Origin of the sequence: Flavobacterium tructae (assembly GCF_002217475.1) — a bacterium.
GTDB lineage: Bacteria > Bacteroidota > Bacteroidia > Flavobacteriales > Flavobacteriaceae > Flavobacterium > Flavobacterium tructae.
The window spans coordinates 12,768-30,476 of record NZ_MUHH01000021.1; the positions used below are offsets into that span (position 1 = coordinate 12,768).

Genomic DNA, 17,709 nt, shown 5'->3' on the forward strand with positions numbered 1-17,709 from the left:
TACTCAAACCTTTTTTGCCTATTGATAAAATACACTTCTAAAAAACACAGCCGGTAAAGACTAACACAGATTGAATTCGTTATACCAAAAAATCGATAAAAATTTCCCTAGTCTCTCCCTGAAAAACGGATTCTCTAAATTATTACTCAACCCATTAAATCTAAAAAACTTTATGAAAACAATTGCCAACCTTGGATTGACTTCCTTAGTGCTTATCATCTTATTCTTTTCCTGCAAAAAATTCGATCCCGCTACATCAGAAAACCCTGCAGACCAACAAACTACAACAGACAGCACTGCGGTTTCTTCATCGGCAGCAGTGGAAAAAAAAGACGGTAAGCAAAAATTTATTCGCACTGCCGACATTAAATTTAAGGTAAAAAACGTCGTTAAATCTACTTATGCAATTGAAAACGCCACTCAGAAATTTGGAGGTTTTGTAACCTACACCAACTTACAAAGCACCATTCGTGATCAGGTTAAAACCAAAATCAGTCAGGATAGCACTCTAGAAACCACTAAATATACGGTACAAAACGACATTACAATCCGTGTTCCTAATACACAGCTCGATACCGTTATTAAAATCATAGCCAAACAAATTGATTTTCTGGACTTCAGACTTATCAAGGCCGATGATGTTTCTTTAAAGTTATTATCCAACCAGCTTTCGCAAAAAAGAAACACTGTTACACAAAAAAGGGTCGAAAAAGCAATTGATGCTAAGGGCAAAAAAATCAATGATGTTATGGAAGCTGAAAATGCGCTGGCGAACCAGAAAGAAGCCAATGATAACAGCATTATTGAGAAATTATCCTTAGAGGATCAAATCAACTTCAGTACCATAACTTTACAACTGTATCAAAACGAAACGATAAAACAGGAGATAATAGCCAGCGAAAAAGACAGCGATGCTTACAAACCTAATCTGGGAATTCAAGTCATCGATTCGCTAAAAAATGGCTGGTACATTCTTGAAACGATCTTTGTTTTTCTAATTAATTTGTGGCCATTTCTTTTGATTGGTTTTGGAGGATTTTTCCTTTACAAAAAATACTTTAAGAAATAAGAAAAGTGTTAAAAAACAACAATTTCATAAGAAAAAAATCGTTATATTTGATATAGCATTCTATTTATCTCAAAATAGAACGATAATGACTGTCAAATTCTCAATATAAAAGTCATACAAATTACTTTTTATCATTGGTGAGTTCAGATTATAACGTTTTCCAAAAATAAATTAGACTTTTTTAACCCATTAAAAATCTTACGTATTATGAAAATTGCTACCATTATTGTCCGTGTTTTAATTGGCCTTTTGTTATTATTCGCTTCTCTTAGTTTTTTCTTCAAACTGGCTCCGGAACCAGAAACTACCGGTGATTTTAAAGCTTTTAATATGGGGCTTGTTGCCTCAACTTATTTATTACCATTAGCAAAATCAATCGAACTACTTTGCGGAATTGCGTTTGTAACAGGACGATACGTAACACTAGCCAATATACTGATCTTACCCATTACGGTAAATATCTTGTTTATTAATTACTTTCTTGCGCCACAAGGATTGCCGTTGGCAATATTACTATTCCTGGCTAACTTGTTTTTAATCTACAGATATTGGGATAATTACAAAAGCGTTTTCACCAGATAATCTATTTTTCACTTTAGATTTAAAAAGCAAACCCGACAGATTTAAAAACCTGTCGGGTTTGCTCTTTTTACTACTTACACTATTTTGCTTTAAAATCAGAATAAAAAGGACCAAAAAATGAGACCTTAAGCATACCAATATTATCTTTTCTGATAAAGCTGGCTTTTCCCGATACTTTCCTCTCACTCGTCTTTTATGACATTATAGCCCCTGTTATTTACCTTATCTCTATATTATTACTTAAAAGAATAATAACAACCCTTATTTAGAATCTGATCTGACAATTTTAATATTTACTAAAAAAATTTTAGCCCTTCAAAACTACCTTTTTTGAATTCTTCAGTGCTCTTAAAACAAAGTATCTCTACCATTTTTTGGCTTCTGTAAAAACAAAACTACAAGCTTAATTATCAAACAATTAAACCATATACATCTGCAAATACAACCTCAGAATCATACCTCTAATTTACGAAATTTTTTCTGAACTTTTTCATTTTTAGACTCAAATATTACAAGAATAAAATTCAATTCTCCGAATACTTTTACTAAACAATTATATTTGATGAAAATTTCCATTTTACATGAAAAAATATTTACTCGCCTTCTTATTATTGTTTGTTCATTTTTCCAGATCACAATCTATAAAATCTGTAGATTCGCTGACGACCGAAATCTGTAAATCATTGGTTCAAAATCAGGCTTTAGACAATGAAATCAGAATTAATACCATCAACAATTCTCATATCACTCCTTACCTGACAAAATTTAAGGATAGTATAGTTCAAAGAAGAGTATTTGAGCAGTTATTTTTCAGGTTACATAAAAACTGTAACGAATTTGTAGCTCTTTTTCCAAACGAATCCGAGAAAAGCAACTGGTCCATGCAGAATGAAAAACCTCTTGATGAAATATCCAGAGAGGAATGTAATCATTTTGATGAATCTTCAAAATATTATTACATAGAAAATAGCGGCGCTAAAGTAGAAGTCACTTTAAGCGATCATTTATGGACAGAAAATTTCAATGATGGTACATTCTCAAAATTGCGTTACAAAAAGAAAGGCAGTTGCGAATTTGAACTGGAATTTATTGAAAGTAATAATCTGTCACGAAAAAATTTAAGTATTAAAGGCGACAAATATTTGTACCATTTATATAAAGAAGAAAATGGAACTTATAATGTCTATTTAAAAAATAAAGAAACGTATTATATTTTTACCATAATAAGGCAATAAAAAACCCGTCAGAAATAATTCTAACGGGCTCTTAAGATATATTTTACGTAAATTATACGTGTAATGCTCTGTTATCAGTAGCTGCTAAAGCTGCTTCTTTTATTGCTTCAGCAAAAGTTGGATGCGCATGGCTCATTCTTGAGATATCTTCAGCAGAAGCTTTAAATTCCATAGCTGTAACAGCTTCGGCGATTAAATCTGCTGTACGGGCTCCAATCATGTGAACACCTAAAACCTCGTCTGTTTTTTCATCAGCAAGGATTTTTACGAATCCATCTAAGTCAGCACTTGCTCTTGCACGTCCTAAAGCTTTGAATGGGAAGCTTCCTGATTTGTATTTAACTCCTGCAGCTTTCAATTGCTCTTCAGTTTGTCCAACTGCTGCAACTTCCGGCCAAGTGTATACAACACCAGGAATTAAGTTGTAATCGATATGCGGTTTTTGACCCGCTAAGATTTCAGCAACCATAGTTCCTTCTTCTTCTGCTTTGTGTGCCAACATTGCTCCACGAACAACGTCACCGATAGCATAGATATTTGGAACGTTAGTTTGTAGATGATCGTTTACTTCTACTTGTCCCCTGTCAGAAATTTTTACTCCTGCTTTGTCAGCGTTCAATCCGTCAGTATACGGACGACGTCCAACAGAAACTAATGAATAATCTCCTTCTAAAGTGATTGTTTCTCCTTTTGCATTTTCAGCCTGAACCACAACAGCATCACCGTTTCTTTCTACTGATTTTACTTTGTGAGAAACGTAGAATTTCATTCCTTGTTTTTTCAATACTTTAGTCAATTCTTTAGACAAAGAACTATCCATTCCCGGAATGATTCTGTCCATGAATTCTACTACAGAAACCTGAGCACCTAAACGAAGGTAAACTTGTCCAAGCTCAATTCCGATTACTCCACCACCAATAATTACTAAGTGTTTTGGAACTTCTTTTAAAGCCAAAGCCTCAGTAGAAGTGATGATTCTTTCTTTATCAATTTTAATGAAAGGCAAAGAAGATGGTTTTGAACCTGTAGCAATTATAGTATATTTTGCTTCAATAGTTTCGGATGTTCCGTCAGCTTTTGTCACAGCAATGTGTGTTGCATCTACGAAAGAACCTAAACCATTAAAAACAGTAACTTTATTTTTATCCATTAAGTAGTTAACTCCACCTGCAGTTTGATCAACAACAGCTTGCTTGCGCGCGATCATTTTCTCTAAATTGATTTTCACATCACCTGAAACTTCGATTCCGTGATCTGCAAAATGTGCAATTTCCGCATAATGATGAGAAGACGATAATAATGCTTTTGAAGGAATACAACCTACATTAAGGCAAGTTCCACCTAAAGAGTTATACTTTTCTACAATTGCAGTTTTAAATCCCAATTGTGCGCAACGAATTGCTGATACATATCCGCCAGGACCTGAACCTATAATGACTACGTCAAATGAACTCATAGTTTGTCTATTTTATTTTTAGCGTTACAAAATTAAGGAATAAAGTTTTGTTTGAAGTTTAATTTTCAATGTTTTTTGGGTGAAATTTTAGATGGAGTTTTAACCGTTAAGAGCACTAAGATTTACGCTAAGTTCGCAGAGATTAGCTATTTTTTGGTTTGTGATAAATCTTACTTTTATATATTTTAAAAACACGAAAAATAAAAAACACTGATAATCAGACAACAAAAAACATAAGCCAAAAATAAAATGTAAATTTGAAATCTAATCAATGCTAATTCAAAATGGAAAAACTACAATTCAAAATAGAGATAAATGCAACGGCTCAAAAAGTTTATGAGGCGATGCTGGGTTTGAAAGATAAAAACACCTATGAACATTGGACAGCAGCATTTAACCCAACTTCTACCTATGAAGGAAGCTGGGAAAAAGGCAGTAAAATTTATTTTGTAGGCCTGGATGAAAACGGAAAAAAGGGCGGAATGGTTTCTGAAATTGTAGAAAACCAACCAGCTAAATTTATATCTATAAGACATTACGGCTTCCTGGATGGCGAAACTGAAGTTACTACAGGGGAACAGGTTGAAAAATGGACTGGCGGACATGAAAATTATTCCTATCAGGAAAATAACGGTATAACTACTGTCACTGTAGATCTGGATACAGTAGACGAATATTTAGATTATTTTAAAAGCACCTATCCAACGGCACTAAATAAACTAAAAGAAATTTCGGAGCGATAATTCCCTTAAATAATACTATTAAAAAAAACTAAACCCCTTAGCCTCTCAGAATCTTAGCACCTTAAAAAGAAATCACCGTTGAATTCTTCACTTCGCTAATCATAAACATACTTTGTGTGCTGCCAATATGTTGAAGCGAAGTCAGTTTTGTGACCAGGAATTCACGATACGCTTCCATGTCTTTTACCAAAACTTTTAAGATATAATCATAATCGCCGCTTACGTGGTGACATTCCAACACTTCGTTTAGCTTGGTTACTTCACTTTCGAATTTAGTTAGGAATTCCTTGGTATGCTGAATTAGTTTTAAATGACAGAAAACCACAAATCCTTTTTCAATTTTAGATTTATTCACAAGAGCGACGTAGTTTTTTATGATGCCTTCGCGCTCCAGTTTTTTAATTCTCTCATAAACCGCCGTCACAGAAAGATTGAGTTTTAAAGATAATTCTTTGTTTGTTTTTTTACTGTCGGTTTGTAATAAAACCAGAAGTTTTTTATCTGTGGCATCTAAAGTCATGGCTTCAGTTTATGGTTTATAGTTGATGGTTTGTTCTTATTGTTATAAGATGAAAGAAAATCTATTAACTGATCTTACATCCATCAAATTTAGATTAAAAATCAGGATAAACACATTTTTATAGTTTTAAAATCTAATTATTCATTTCGTGATTGATTTATTTTCCAATTAGCTCTTATTTTGAAAAAGATTTCTTTCAAAAAAGAATATACGAGGTTCTTATTTTAAAGTAAAAGTCAAAATAGTGGTCTCAAAAAACCACAAACTATAAACCATAAACCACCAACTATGAACCACTTTAACCCGGCAGACAAAATTCAGGATTTGCAATACTTTGGTGAATTTGGCGGTGTAAATCCATCGATTTCCGATTCTTCTACTTATACTTTTCTTTCAGCCAAAACCATGTTCGATACTTTTGAAGGGAACATGGAAGGTTGCTACTTATATTCCCGTCATTCTTCTCCAAGTAACTTGTATCTGGATCAGGCACTGGCAGCGATGGAAGGAACGGAAACCGCCAATGTTTCGGCTTCCGGAATGGGAGCTATCACTCCTACTCTTTTACAACTTTGTGGTGCGGGTGATCATATTGTTTCAAGTAGAACTATTTATGGCGGAACGTATGCCTTCCTAAAGAATTTCATTCCTCGCTTTGGAATCGAAACGAGCTTTGTCAACATTACCAAACTTGATATTGTAGAAGCAGCGATCACCTCTAAAACTAAGGTTCTATACTGTGAAACGGTTAGCAATCCATTGTTGGAAGTAGCTGATATCGCAGGCCTGGCTAAAATTGCCAAAAAACATAATCTAAAATTGGTAGTAGACAATACGTTTTCACCTTTATCGGTTTCTCCTGCAAAATTAGGGGCCGATATTGTGATTCACAGTTTAACCAAATACATAAACGGAAGCAGTGATACTGTTGGCGGTGTAACCTGTGCTTCGAAAGAGTTTATCAATTCGCTAAAAAATGTAAATTCAGGCGCCAGTATGTTATTAGGACCTACGATGGACAGTCTGCGTTCGGCTTCTGTGATGAAAAACCTTCGTACGCTTCATATTCGCATCAAGCAGCACAGTCATAATGCGCACGTTTTGGCTGACAAATTTGAGAAAGACGGTTTAAAAACGGTTTATCCGGGATTAAAAAGTCACCCAAGTCATGAATTGTACAAAACAATGATTAATCCGGAATATGGTTTTGGAGGAATGCTGACCATAGATGTGGGATCATTGGAAAAAGCCAACGAATTAATGGAATTGATGCAAACCAGAAATTTAGGTTATCTGGCGGTGAGTTTAGGGTTTTATAAAACATTATTCAGCGCACCGGGGACTTCTACTTCAAGTGAAATTCCGTTAGAAGAACAAGCCGAAATGGGACTGACGGATGGTCTGATCCGTTTCTCTATCGGTCTGGACAATGACATTGAACGTACCTACAAAATGATGAAAGCCTGCATGACAGAGCTTGACATCTTGCAAAATAAAACAATTCTTTATAAATAAATTTGCACGATTTTTTTTTAGTTTGTTTAAATCCGCTGAAGGTTTTTCTTTTGGCGGATTTTTTTTGTTCCTGTTTAAAATGAAAAGATCATTTTACCTTATACAAAATAATAAAACCGTTCTGAAAACATTCTCAGAACGGCTTATCATCTATATTTTTTTTATTTCAATGGACGGATTAAAAATCTATCCCTACAACATATTTTGTTCCGATGACGGACGGATTAAAATCCATCCCTACAATATATTTCGTTCCGATGGAACTCTTATAACGTTTAACTTGTAACGTTCTCCATGTTTAGATCAAATCCATCTCTACAATACATTTCGTTCCGATGGCGGACGGATTAAAATCCATCCCTACAATATATTTCGTTCCGATGGAACTCTTATAACGTTTAACTTATAACATTCTCCGTGTTTAGCTTGCTGTTTTTTCGGCTGAAGCCAAAATAGATACAAAGACCGATAAGCAACCAAACTGTGAAATAAATCCAGTTCCAAACACTTAATTCAGCCATCATGTACAAACAACAGATTAGGCCTAAAAGCGGAATTAAGGATAGATTCTGTTTGAAAGCCCAAACCGTTAAACCAACCAATACCAATAAGAAGATCCACATTGGAATTTTATGTTTGAATAAACTCAGTCCGCTTTCAAATTTCGCAGTCTCTTTTATAGGTAAACCTTTTACAACCTCAACATATTTTGCTTCGTCATCCTGATACTGACTTAATAAATGCTCTAAATCGGATGTTTCTGAAGTTTTATTCTGAACGTCTATACTTTTTAAATAATTGAAAACTTTTTCAGAATCGCTTTTATCCAATGAAGTAATAATATCTGCCGGACTATTCACCTGGGTCTCATTGGTGATAAAACTCATCGTAGCTTTTTTATTGTACCCAAAGGCAAAAACTAATCCTATTATCAATAAAGCTGGCATTATATATTTTGAATTGATATAAGGCGTTTTAAACTTTCCTCTTGGAATCTCTGGCTTATTTTGCAATACCAAAACTCCGGCACAAACTAATACAAATGCAAATAAAGTTCCGATACTGCATAAATCCGTTACCATGGTAAGATTTAAGAATAAGGCGGGTACTGCAACCACAAAACCAGTTACGATAGTTGCATAAGATGGTGTTTTAAATTTTGGATGTACTCTGGAGAAACGCTTTGGCAACAATCCGTCACGACTCATACTCATCCAGATACGAGGCTGTCCCATTTGAAAAACCAATAAAACGCTTGCCATCGCTACTACCGCACTTACTGCAATAATTCCGGACATCCATTTTAAATCTAATTTTTCAAATACAAATGCTAGCGGATCACCTACATTTAATTCATTATAACGTACCATTCCGGTTAAAACCAAGGCAATGGCGATATACAAAAGCGTACAAATAATAATCGCCCACATCATTCCGCGTGGTAAATCTCTTTGCGGATTTTTACATTCTTCCGCTGTAGTTGAAATAGCATCAAAACCAATGTAAGCGAAAAATACCGCGGATACTCCTTTTAAAACGCCACTTACTCCATTTGGTGCAAACGGATCCCAATTAGCTGTATCTACGTAAAATATCCCAACCGCAATTACCAAAAGTACGATACAAAGTTTTACCACAACCATAATATTACTGGCATTACGGGATTCTTTCATTCCGCGGTAAATCAATGCAGTAATCAAAATGATAATTAATAAAGCCGGAAGATCGGCAACAAAATGAAACGAGCCAAATAAAACCGGAGAACTTGTCCAGGCCGTATAAGCAGACTGCAGAGCTGGTTCTAAATTTTCAAAGGCTTTTCCACTATGCATCAAAGCTGTTGCGTTATTAAATCCGTTTGAAGCCGTTAAGTAATCCATCTGAACCCACTGCGGGAGATGAATCCCTCCACTGGCGAGAAGTCCTGTAAAATAATCACTCCACGATATCGCAACGGTTATATTTCCAACGGAATATTCCATGATCAAAGCCCAGCCAATTACCCAGGCTATAATTTCTCCAAAAGCAACATAAGAATACGTATAAGCACTTCCTGAAACAGGCACCATTGAGGCAAATTCTGCATAGGCAAAAGCGGCAAAACTACAAGCTACGGCTGTAAATAAAAACAAAAATATAACGGCTGGCCCACCGTCTGCACTGGCTTTTCCGATCGTACTAAAAATCCCGGCACCAACGATAGCAGCAATTCCGAAGGCAGTTAAATCTCTGGCAGTTAAGTGCTTTCCTAATGCGTTATGACCGTCCGCATCGTTTTTTGCAACCTGCTTCAGAATATCTTGTACCGTTTTCTTTCGGAATAAACCTGATAATGCCATATATGATTTTGCTTTTAAAATTAATTTAATTCGGTCTTTGTGGTTTTATTTTGCAAATAATGCAAAAATTATCCTGATTTCAAATATATAAAACGATTTTGTTTTGCATCACTTTTTGCGATGAATTATTTTCACCACAGATTATAAGGATTAAACAGATTTACGTTATTTTTTCTTTTGCCACGAATTTCACGAATTAGCGCGAATTATTCTTTTTGCCACAGATTAAAAGATTAAAATGATTTAAAAAAACTATAAAAATCTTTTAATCTGTGACAAAAATCCATCGACTTTAGCTGCGTGGAAAAAATTTGTGAATTCGTGGCCAACAGTTCCTACTTTAAACAGTTTCTCAAAATACTTACCGAATTTATTTATTCCAATCTCCAGAATCTGCAAAAAACCTTTTTTTAGCACTTCAAATACTTGACTAATTTTCTTTCGCAAATACTGCAGATTTAGCAGATTAATGCCCATTTCTTTTGTTCTAAATCATTTAATCCTCATAATCTGTGGCAAAAAGAATAGAATCTATTTTTTTTTACAAAGATTAGAAACAAAAAAATTTGCGTCAATTCGTGAAATTCGTGGCTAACAACATTCTACTTCAAACAGTTTCTCAAAATACTTACCGGATGCTGTGCTTCTCTGCTTGTTCCGTCATAAATTTGGTGACGGCAGCTGGTTCCGGCTGCAGCGATTTTTACCTCTTGGGCGGTCGCTCTTACTTTTGGGAATAGAGTATCTTCTCCCATTTGCATGCTCACCTGATAATGCTCTTTTTCGTAACCAAATGATCCCGCCATTCCACAACAACCTGAATTGTAAATGGTAACCACATTATTCGTTGGTAAATTCAGCATAGCAAAAGTTGCTTCAACAGAACTAAGGGATTTCTGGTGACAGTGTCCGTGAATTTTAATTTCTTTCTTTTCTGCCGAAAAAGAATCAGCTGTGATCTTACCATCGATAATTTCTCTTTTAAAGAATTCTTCTATCGTAAAAGCATTTTTAGCTACTTTTTCAGCTGCTTCTTTATTCGCTGCAAGACGCAGATATTCGTCTCGGAACGTTAATATTGCCGAAGGTTCAATTCCTATTAAAGGTGCTTTCGCAGAAACTAAATCCTTAAAAATAGCCACATTGACATCTGCAATTTTCTTGGCTTCTTCTAAGAATCCTTTGGACAAATACGTTCTTCCGCTTTCTTCATGATCGACGATTAAAACTTCGTAGCCTAATTTTGTCAATAGTTCAAAAGCATCTATACCGATATTAACATCGTAATAATTCGTGAACTCATCATTAAATAAATACACTTGTCCGTTAGGGAAATTATTTTGTTGTGGTTTATGATTTTCGTACCATTTTCTGAACGTCTTTTTTGCCAATAACGGAACCTGTCTTTCCGTAGCAATTCCCATGCTTTTTTTCACGAGAGACTGGTTGGAAATAAAATTCGTAATCGACGGAAACAAACTTCCCATCTTATTCAGTTTGGCATTGTGTGCAAAGATTTTGTTTCGGGTCGAAAAACCGTTTGCTTTTTGATATTGGTATAAAAATTCTGCCTTCAAAGTGGCTACATCTACATTACTCGGACATTCGCTGGCACAGGCTTTACAGCTCACACACAATTCAAAAACTTCGTAAAGCTCTTTCTGGTCAAATTTGTTTTCTTTCTCCGAATACGTTAAATATTCGCGTAAGGCATTCGCCCTGGCACGCGTCGTTTCTTTTTCATTTTTCGTCGCGCGGTAACTCGGACACATGGCTCCTCCTGCCGATGGCAATTTTCTGCAATCACCGGAACCGTTACATTTTTCAGCGGCACGTAAAATCCCCAAACTATCCGAGAAATCCTGAAATGTCTTAATATCCGGTTCAACTCTGCCCGAAACCACACGATGATTCTCGTCCATTTTTAAGGCATTCACAATCTTACCAATATTCAAGGCTGAATTTGGGTCAAACGCCAGCTTGATTCTTTTTAGCAATTCATAATTGGATTCACCAATCATATAAGGAATAAATTCACCACGCACGATTCCGTCGCCATGTTCTCCACTCAGAGATCCTCTGTATTTTTTAACCAAAACGGCCACATCCGTCGCTATGGTTCTGAAAAGTTTTAAATCGGATGTTTTTTTCAAATTCAACACCGGACGCAAATGCAGTTCTCCTGCTCCGGCATGTGCGTAATAAATTGCCTCTTGTCCGTGACGCTTCATCATGGCCGAAAATTCAGCAATATAAGCCGGCAAATCGCTCAATTCAACCGCAGTGTCTTCGATTGAATCGGCTGCTTTATTGTCACCAACGATACTTCCTAAAAGACCCAGACCGGCTTTTCTCAGTTCATTGGCTTTGTCAATATCGTTCCCGTAAATTTTTACCCGTGCATAACCAAAATTGTTTTTTTCCAAATCAGCAATCAAAGCATCTGCCTGTTTTTCAGCATCTTCTAAAGTATGCGATGCGACTTCAAACAACATAATGGCTTTGGGCTCTCCCACCAAAAAGAAACGGTTTTTAATATGTTCCCGATTCGTTTTGGTACAATCTAAAATCGTATCATCAATCATTTCTGCCGTGTACAAATGATGCTTCATCGCTACAACAACAGATTCTAACGATTCCTGAATCGTGTGATAATGTCCCACAACCATAATGCTGTGAGGCGGAGGCAGGTCGTCTACTTTCAGCGTCACTTCGGTTGTAAAAGCCAGCGTTCCTTCGCTCCCGCAAAGCAGTTTGCCTAAATTGATAGTAGGTTCAGTTCCACCAAACAAATCCGATTTCAGCAGAATATCAACAGCATAACCTGTATTTCTTCGGTGAATCTCGGGTTTCGGGAACTCTTTTACAATTTCTTCCTGAGTGGCAACAACAGAAAGCTCGTCGTAAATGGTTTTGTATATTTTATTTTCTAAGGTATCTCCTTTGGTTTTTTCGATAAATTCAGCCGAAGTCAGATCTTGAAATACCACTTCCGAACCGTCGCTTAAAAGAGCTTTTACCTCAGCAATTTTATCGCGTGTCACTCCATATCGAATCGAAGTTGTTCCTGAAGAGTTATTCCCCACCATACCGCCAATCATTGCCCGGTTTGATGTTGATGTAATTGGGGCAAAAAATACGCCGTGTGGTTTTAAAAATAAATTGAGTTCGTCGCGAATTACACCAGGCTGAACCGTTACGGTTTTCTTTTCGGCATTGTACGAAATAATTTTAGTAAAATGCTTCGACACATCAACCACCAATCCGTCTCCTACTGCCTGTCCTGCCAACGAAGTTCCGGCCGTTCTTGGCGTAATCGACATCTGATGCTGTCCTGCAAATTTTATCAGCTTGGCAATATCTTCAATTGTTTTGGGGATCGCTACCGCATTGGGTTTAATTCGATACACAGAAGCATCGGTCGAATAAAGCGTTTTATGAAGATCATCATATAAAAGGGTTCCTTCTAATGATGCTGATAATTGTTCTAACTCTTTAATTATTGACATTATAACTTGGTTTATAAACTAAAACGAATTCAGTGAATTACAAAAATAGTTTTTTTTGAGGTTCTAAGGTTCTTTTTTTGAGGTTCTGAGTTTCTAAGAAACTAAGGTTCTAAGTTTTTTACTTTGATTACTCCTTTTTGAATTGGAATTTGGAATTTTTGAGTTAGAATTTCACCTCAATGGTCACCCTGAGCGGAGTCGAAGGCTTATGAAACTTTGAGGTTCTAAGTTTCTAAGAGGCTAAGCTGCTAAGTTTTTTTCTTTAACCGTGCCTTTTTGAATTGGAATTTGGAATTTTTGAGTTAGAATTTCACCCCAATGGTCACCCTGAGCGGAGTCGAAGGCTTTTTAGAAATGAAATAACTAGTTACGATTTTCTTCTTCCAGATTCAATTTTGCACTTTTTCTTACGTTATAATACTTTATCGAAAGTGTAATAAAACTCGAAAAAGTATTAAGCAAAATCATAGCCAAATAAAATTGAATCCACGATAAATTCTTACCAACAATTAAATCTAGTTTGGTTGAAATTATTTGTTGATGATTATAAAACTGCCAATTCTCGTAGTTTTCAAATTCATCATAGTTGCTATTGACAATTTTTAAAAGCCAAGCACTTATTATAAAAATTGCGAGCGAAACAAATACTGACACCTTATTGTTCAAATAATACAAAACGCCCGAAAATATTAAGTTTACCAAAGTGCAAAAAAACACTGTCGGTACAATTATCATTTTTAGAAATACAGAATTACCAAAAAAGGCTAGTAAAGCCACTGCTAATATTAAACTGGTTGAAATTATAAATTGTGTTCTAAACTCTTTCATTCATTTGATTAATTTTTACTATTAGAACTTTCGTCTTAAATAAATTATTGGTTAATAATTAGGATTCCTGAAGTACCCTATATAATTTAAAAACACATCCAAAAGCAGTTCCTTCTACAATCACCCAACCTAATATTCCTTTATTTATAAGCTGATACAATTCATATTCGATATGTTCTGGACTATAATTTAATTTTTGATACTCCAGGTGCGTTCTAACAAACTCCGAAAATTTCCATTGTGAAAACGTAATTTCATTTACCGAAATATCATAGTCATAAATAACACCATCTTTTTTGACTGTGCAGCCACTTCCGTGAAACCAATATTCAACTCCCTCGATCGCACCTTTTCTTTCAAAAAAAGTGCTCGAAAACGAACATGGATTTATATCCTTTTTATATTTCTTTTTTAATAAAGTTTCAAATGTTCTTATAAAACTGATATACTCTGCTACTATTTTTTCAATCATAATTATGCCAAAATTAAATTGAAAATACGGGATTCGCAACCCTCTCCCCGAGCGTGAGGGAGAGCAATTATGCTTTATAAGTCTTTAATTAAATCACTTGGATCTACTTTTAAAGATTGAGCAATTTTAAACAAAGTACTTATCTTCATTTCCTGAGAGCCTTTGATGTATTTCCTTAAATTTTCCACATCCATTTCAGCATCATGAGCAACCTCCCTTTGTTTCAACTGTTGCTCTTCTATGATATCTTTTATCCTGATTCCTAATTGTTTGACAACTTCCGGAACTTCACTTTTTCTTGTCCTTTTCATGGAAATGAATTTACAAGTAACAGATTGTTTTTGTATGATTGTAAACAATCGGTTGTATTCAACTGTTTATTTTATATATTTGTATTCAGCTAATTAAACATAGCTCAATAACGGAAGTTGCAATCATGTATATTTCCCTAAAATTTTAGATTATGAGTACAACCAATCTTTCACAAGAAACCGAAACCAGGCTAGCCAATTTCTTCAACAACACTATTGACCCAAAAGAAATGGCGAAAGCCATAAGACAAGTCAATTATATTGTTGCCTTAGGTGTTTTAAGAGAACATGAAACACTTCAAAATGAGATAAGCAATCTCGAAAACAGCTTTTACTGGCTCAATGAATTAGCCGAAGTTTTGAATCCTTATTTGGATGAGGAGTAAGATTTTATCACGTTTCTAGACATTATAGTAAACAGAAAACCTCGATTTTTAAAAATCGAGGTTTTCTGTTTACTTTTTTTGATTTACTAAATTACTACAAAGTTAGGAAGACTTCGAAAAGCAGGATTTTTTTATGCTATGTAGCGATGGCTATATTGTTATTTTCTTATTTTAATATCAAAATATAAGTTCAATAACTGGTCAATGAATTGTCTAATTACAATACCTGGGTTCTCTGTTTTAGATTGAAGTTTTGCTTTTTGCCATGCTTCTCTTTTTATTCTTCTATCAACAATACCAAATGACAATTGGTCTTTATAAGTCCCAATATTTACAAGATCAACATTTTTATCTAAATCCAAAGTCATACCATTTCTCCTTGCAGATATATACAACTTTATAGCTGGAGGTATAAACTTGTCTTTAAAACTGTCTTTAGGAGTATTTCTTTCTGCCTCCAGAAATTTCAAAATTTTAGATTTATACAACCTTTCAAAATAGAAAACTAAGGTTAAACTTTCATTATTTTTAGAATCGTGAATTTTTAAGGACATATACCAAGTATTGGTTACTTTTCGGTCTTCTAATAAATCAAGATATTGACTAAATGAAATTAAATCATAGTCCTTAAAAGAAATGCCAAGGTTAGGTAAATGTTGACTTACGTCAAGTACACTTTTCTTTAATAAAGCTTTGAAAACTGACATTTGATTTTTCCATACTTCATAATCATATGAATGTTTTGATTTTGCTTCTTCGTATTTATCTGCATTGATATCCTTATATTTTGACAACCATGCTTTTTGTCTTTGGTCTTCGTTTATTAATTCTTCATAAATAGAAATAGATTCTCTGATGTTTTCTGTGAAAAGATCAATCAGTTCTAAAAGTTGACCTTTATCTCCATTTATTAATGCATTATAGTAAGTGTCCCTATCAGAAATTTTAACAATAACTTCCGGGTATCCCTTTTGAAGTAGAAAAAAATTTAAAAATAATCTTGATACACGGCCATTTCCATCACTAAACGGGTGAATCCACGTCAACCAATGATGAAGGATTGAAGCCATGATAAGAGGAGGGAATTTATGTGAATTCCTATTCATCCATTGAAAAAGTTCATCTATATGATGCTCAATATCATAAAAACTAGGCGGTTTATGTTCAGAACCTTTAATTTGAACTTCATCTGTTCTAAACTGTCCAGCGTTTATACCTGGAATGTTATTCATAATGAGGCTATGAAGCTCCAACAGAGTCCTTTTGGTTAATGGTTCCCTTCCATCAATTAATTTATATAAATATTCTGTAGCATTGGCAAGTGAACGAGCTTCTATTTCGTCCTTTAATGGTCTTTCATTAATAACCATTCCGTTCAAAATTAATTCTGTTTCTCTTAATGAAAGCTTATTTCCTTCAATTGCATTACTATGATATACTTGTTTTATTAATAGCTGTTTTTTTAAATTATCAAGCAACTCTTTACTTAATCCATTATCACGTTTTTCATTTAGTTCATCTATGACCTTTTCAATTTTTTCAAGATTTTCTTTTAATTCAAACGGTAACTCAATATTTGGTACTCTATATATCATATTTGTTATTATTTTTTACAATAAACTATAACTTTCTGCAACTTGCCAAGGTTACAAACTTTGGAATTACTTATTTTTTACATAAGATAATAAATCAGGAACTAGTATCGTACAATGTCTCCCATTATCATTATAAATAAAACTAAATATTTTTTCATAATCATCAGTGGTCAAAATATCGAAATGATTCTTGGTTTTCCTTAAAAAAAAAAACTTACTCATAATCAATAAATTAAAACTCTTACTGCATTTCATATTTTTAATAAAAATCGTAAAATAAAAATTTTCGTTTTATATATTTCACAATAATAAAAAGGTCAATAACTTAATTACTAATTTAAAATTCCTTCAAATTATCTAATGTTGAATCAATCAATATTGGAATATCTCCATTCTGAATTTCAACATAACTCACTTCTTGTCCATTATAAAGATCAACCGCAATGCAATAGTCTGGATTCACATAAAAATCTTTTGAATAATGTTTGTCTAAATATCTATAAATCATATCAGTAAACATTCCTAATTCACTTTTTTTAAAGCCTTCTAATTGAGCCACAAACCAAATCCCACCAATTTCTTCACTACTGTTATTTGAAAATGTAAAAATATGACATGGTTTTGCCTCAATTGGAAACCCCTTAATATTAAGTACAGTATGATCTTTTCGTTGTGTCAGAAAAATCAAATTAACATTTGGTTTTAAATGTTGAAAATCATAATCCTTAAAATTACTTACAATATCAAGGTTTCTTTGAAATTGATCTTTTATTCTTCCATCTTCTTCAACTCTAATCTTATCTTTCAGTTGACTAATTTTTTCTTCTAACAAATCTACATTGTCATACTTAAAAGTATTTCTAATTGCACTCAAACAACTAATCCAATAATCTCCCCCAGAATCATCAGCAGACTTCACTTTCTCCTTTTTAAGATTATTTACAAAAGTTATTTTTGTTTGGTCATTCTTTCCTCGAAATTTAATTAGATTTTTTACCGTTATTTTATCCATGGTTATATATAGATTACGTTTTATACTAAGTATTAGATAATGAAACAAATATCATAACTCAATAATTCTTCTTTTTACGGAAAACCATAATTCACAGAATTTTTATTATTAAACAAGTATATCAATAAATAAAAACC

General features: G+C 34.0%; 14 protein-coding genes. 6 read left to right on the forward strand and 8 right to left on the reverse strand.

Annotated elements, in window-relative coordinates; translation table 11 throughout:
• Positions 1-172 precede the first annotated feature (172 nt).
• The 3 genes from B0A80_RS09485 to B0A80_RS09500 all read left to right on the forward strand — a co-directional run bounded on the left by B0A80_RS09485 (position 173) and on the right by B0A80_RS09500 (position 2,886).
• Positions 173-1,069 carry a DUF4349 domain-containing protein gene (locus B0A80_RS09485; RefSeq protein WP_089077131.1) on the forward strand — a complete coding sequence of 299 codons (897 nt, stop codon included), beginning with the start codon at positions 173-175 and terminating at the stop codon, positions 1,067-1,069.
• 207 nt (positions 1,070-1,276) lie between these two features.
• Complete coding sequence (locus B0A80_RS09490) at positions 1,277-1,651, forward strand: DoxX family membrane protein (RefSeq protein WP_070907066.1); 375 nt, start codon at positions 1,277-1,279, stop codon at positions 1,649-1,651.
• Positions 1,652-2,232: 581 nt separating this feature from the next.
• Positions 2,233-2,886 (forward strand): hypothetical protein, encoded by a 654-nt coding sequence (locus B0A80_RS09500; protein WP_089077132.1) that lies wholly within the window; start codon positions 2,233-2,235, stop codon positions 2,884-2,886.
• Positions 2,887-2,938: 52 nt separating this feature from the next.
• Here B0A80_RS09500 and lpdA read toward each other — a convergent pair whose 3' ends face one another.
• Positions 2,939-4,342 carry a dihydrolipoyl dehydrogenase gene (gene lpdA / locus B0A80_RS09505; protein ID WP_017495487.1) on the reverse strand — a complete coding sequence of 468 codons (1,404 nt, stop codon included), beginning with the start codon at positions 4,340-4,342 and terminating at the stop codon, positions 2,939-2,941.
• Positions 4,343-4,626: 284 nt separating this feature from the next.
• On the opposite strand from lpdA, the gene B0A80_RS09510 reads away from it, so the two are divergent.
• Positions 4,627-5,085 (forward strand): SRPBCC family protein, encoded by a 459-nt coding sequence (locus B0A80_RS09510; protein WP_089077133.1) that lies wholly within the window; start codon positions 4,627-4,629, stop codon positions 5,083-5,085.
• A 61-nt stretch (positions 5,086-5,146) separates the two neighbouring features.
• Here the strand turns inward: B0A80_RS09510 and B0A80_RS09515 are convergent, their stop codons facing one another.
• Entirely contained in the window at positions 5,147-5,605 is a 459-nt protein-coding gene (locus B0A80_RS09515) for an Lrp/AsnC family transcriptional regulator (protein WP_017495489.1), read from the reverse strand.
• A gap of 288 nt (positions 5,606-5,893) precedes the next feature.
• On the opposite strand from B0A80_RS09515, the gene B0A80_RS09520 reads away from it, so the two are divergent.
• Positions 5,894-7,120, forward strand: a complete 1,227-nt coding sequence (locus B0A80_RS09520; protein ID WP_089077134.1) for an aminotransferase class I/II-fold pyridoxal phosphate-dependent enzyme — start codon at positions 5,894-5,896, stop codon at positions 7,118-7,120.
• A gap of 398 nt (positions 7,121-7,518) precedes the next feature.
• Here B0A80_RS09520 and B0A80_RS09525 read toward each other — a convergent pair whose 3' ends face one another.
• The 4 genes from B0A80_RS09525 to B0A80_RS09550 form a co-directional block, all read right to left on the reverse strand.
• The gene (locus B0A80_RS09525; RefSeq protein ID WP_089077135.1) at positions 7,519-9,459 is read right to left on the reverse strand and encodes an amino acid permease; all 1,941 of its coding nucleotides are present in this window, start codon (positions 9,457-9,459) and stop codon (positions 7,519-7,521) included.
• Positions 9,460-10,061: 602 nt separating this feature from the next.
• The gene (locus B0A80_RS09535) at positions 10,062-12,968 is read right to left on the reverse strand and encodes an FAD-binding and (Fe-S)-binding domain-containing protein (protein ID WP_089077137.1); all 2,907 of its coding nucleotides are present in this window, start codon (positions 12,966-12,968) and stop codon (positions 10,062-10,064) included.
• A gap of 886 nt (positions 12,969-13,854) precedes the next feature.
• The gene (locus B0A80_RS09545; RefSeq protein WP_089077139.1) at positions 13,855-14,268 is read right to left on the reverse strand and encodes a DUF6896 domain-containing protein; all 414 of its coding nucleotides are present in this window, start codon (positions 14,266-14,268) and stop codon (positions 13,855-13,857) included.
• Between the two features lie 74 nt (positions 14,269-14,342).
• The gene (locus B0A80_RS09550; RefSeq protein ID WP_070907075.1) at positions 14,343-14,579 is read right to left on the reverse strand and encodes a helix-turn-helix domain-containing protein; all 237 of its coding nucleotides are present in this window, start codon (positions 14,577-14,579) and stop codon (positions 14,343-14,345) included.
• Positions 14,580-14,731: 152 nt separating this feature from the next.
• Between B0A80_RS09550 and B0A80_RS09555 the strand changes: the two genes are divergently transcribed.
• Positions 14,732-14,965, forward strand: coding sequence for a hypothetical protein (locus B0A80_RS09555; RefSeq protein ID WP_089077140.1), 234 nt, complete (start codon positions 14,732-14,734; stop codon positions 14,963-14,965).
• Between the two features lie 158 nt (positions 14,966-15,123).
• On the opposite strand, the gene B0A80_RS09560 is transcribed toward B0A80_RS09555, so the two are convergent.
• Complete coding sequence (locus B0A80_RS09560) at positions 15,124-16,560, reverse strand: Fic family protein (protein ID WP_089077141.1); 1,437 nt, start codon at positions 16,558-16,560, stop codon at positions 15,124-15,126.
• Between the two features lie 337 nt (positions 16,561-16,897).
• On the reverse strand, positions 16,898-17,572 hold the full coding sequence (locus B0A80_RS09565; RefSeq protein ID WP_089077142.1) for a hypothetical protein: 675 nt from the start codon (positions 17,570-17,572) through the stop codon (positions 16,898-16,900).
• Positions 17,573-17,709 lie beyond the last annotated feature (137 nt).

Excerpts from the sequence above, each read along its gene's own strand:
- B0A80_RS09485 (WP_089077131.1), top strand. The coding sequence starts at position 173 with ATGAAAACAATTGCCAACCTTGGATTGACTTCCTTAGTGCTTATCATC.
- B0A80_RS09490 (WP_070907066.1), top strand. The coding sequence starts at position 1,277 with ATGAAAATTGCTACCATTATTGTCCGTGTTTTAATTGGCCTTTTGTTA.
- B0A80_RS09500 (WP_089077132.1), top strand. The coding sequence starts at position 2,233 with ATGAAAAAATATTTACTCGCCTTCTTATTATTGTTTGTTCATTTTTCC.
- lpdA (WP_017495487.1), bottom strand. The coding sequence starts at position 4,342 with ATGAGTTCATTTGACGTAGTCATTATAGGTTCAGGTCCTGGCGGATAT.
- B0A80_RS09510 (WP_089077133.1), top strand. The coding sequence starts at position 4,627 with ATGGAAAAACTACAATTCAAAATAGAGATAAATGCAACGGCTCAAAAA.
- B0A80_RS09515 (WP_017495489.1), bottom strand. The coding sequence starts at position 5,605 with ATGACTTTAGATGCCACAGATAAAAAACTTCTGGTTTTATTACAAACC.
- B0A80_RS09520 (WP_089077134.1), top strand. The coding sequence starts at position 5,894 with ATGAACCACTTTAACCCGGCAGACAAAATTCAGGATTTGCAATACTTT.
- B0A80_RS09525 (WP_089077135.1), bottom strand. The coding sequence starts at position 9,459 with ATGGCATTATCAGGTTTATTCCGAAAGAAAACGGTACAAGATATTCTG.
- B0A80_RS09535 (WP_089077137.1), bottom strand. The coding sequence starts at position 12,968 with ATGTCAATAATTAAAGAGTTAGAACAATTATCAGCATCATTAGAAGGA.
- B0A80_RS09545 (WP_089077139.1), bottom strand. The coding sequence starts at position 14,268 with ATGATTGAAAAAATAGTAGCAGAGTATATCAGTTTTATAAGAACATTT.
- B0A80_RS09550 (WP_070907075.1), bottom strand. The coding sequence starts at position 14,579 with ATGAAAAGGACAAGAAAAAGTGAAGTTCCGGAAGTTGTCAAACAATTA.
- B0A80_RS09555 (WP_089077140.1), top strand. The coding sequence starts at position 14,732 with ATGAGTACAACCAATCTTTCACAAGAAACCGAAACCAGGCTAGCCAAT.
- B0A80_RS09560 (WP_089077141.1), bottom strand. The coding sequence starts at position 16,560 with ATGATATATAGAGTACCAAATATTGAGTTACCGTTTGAATTAAAAGAA.
- B0A80_RS09565 (WP_089077142.1), bottom strand. The coding sequence starts at position 17,572 with ATGGATAAAATAACGGTAAAAAATCTAATTAAATTTCGAGGAAAGAAT.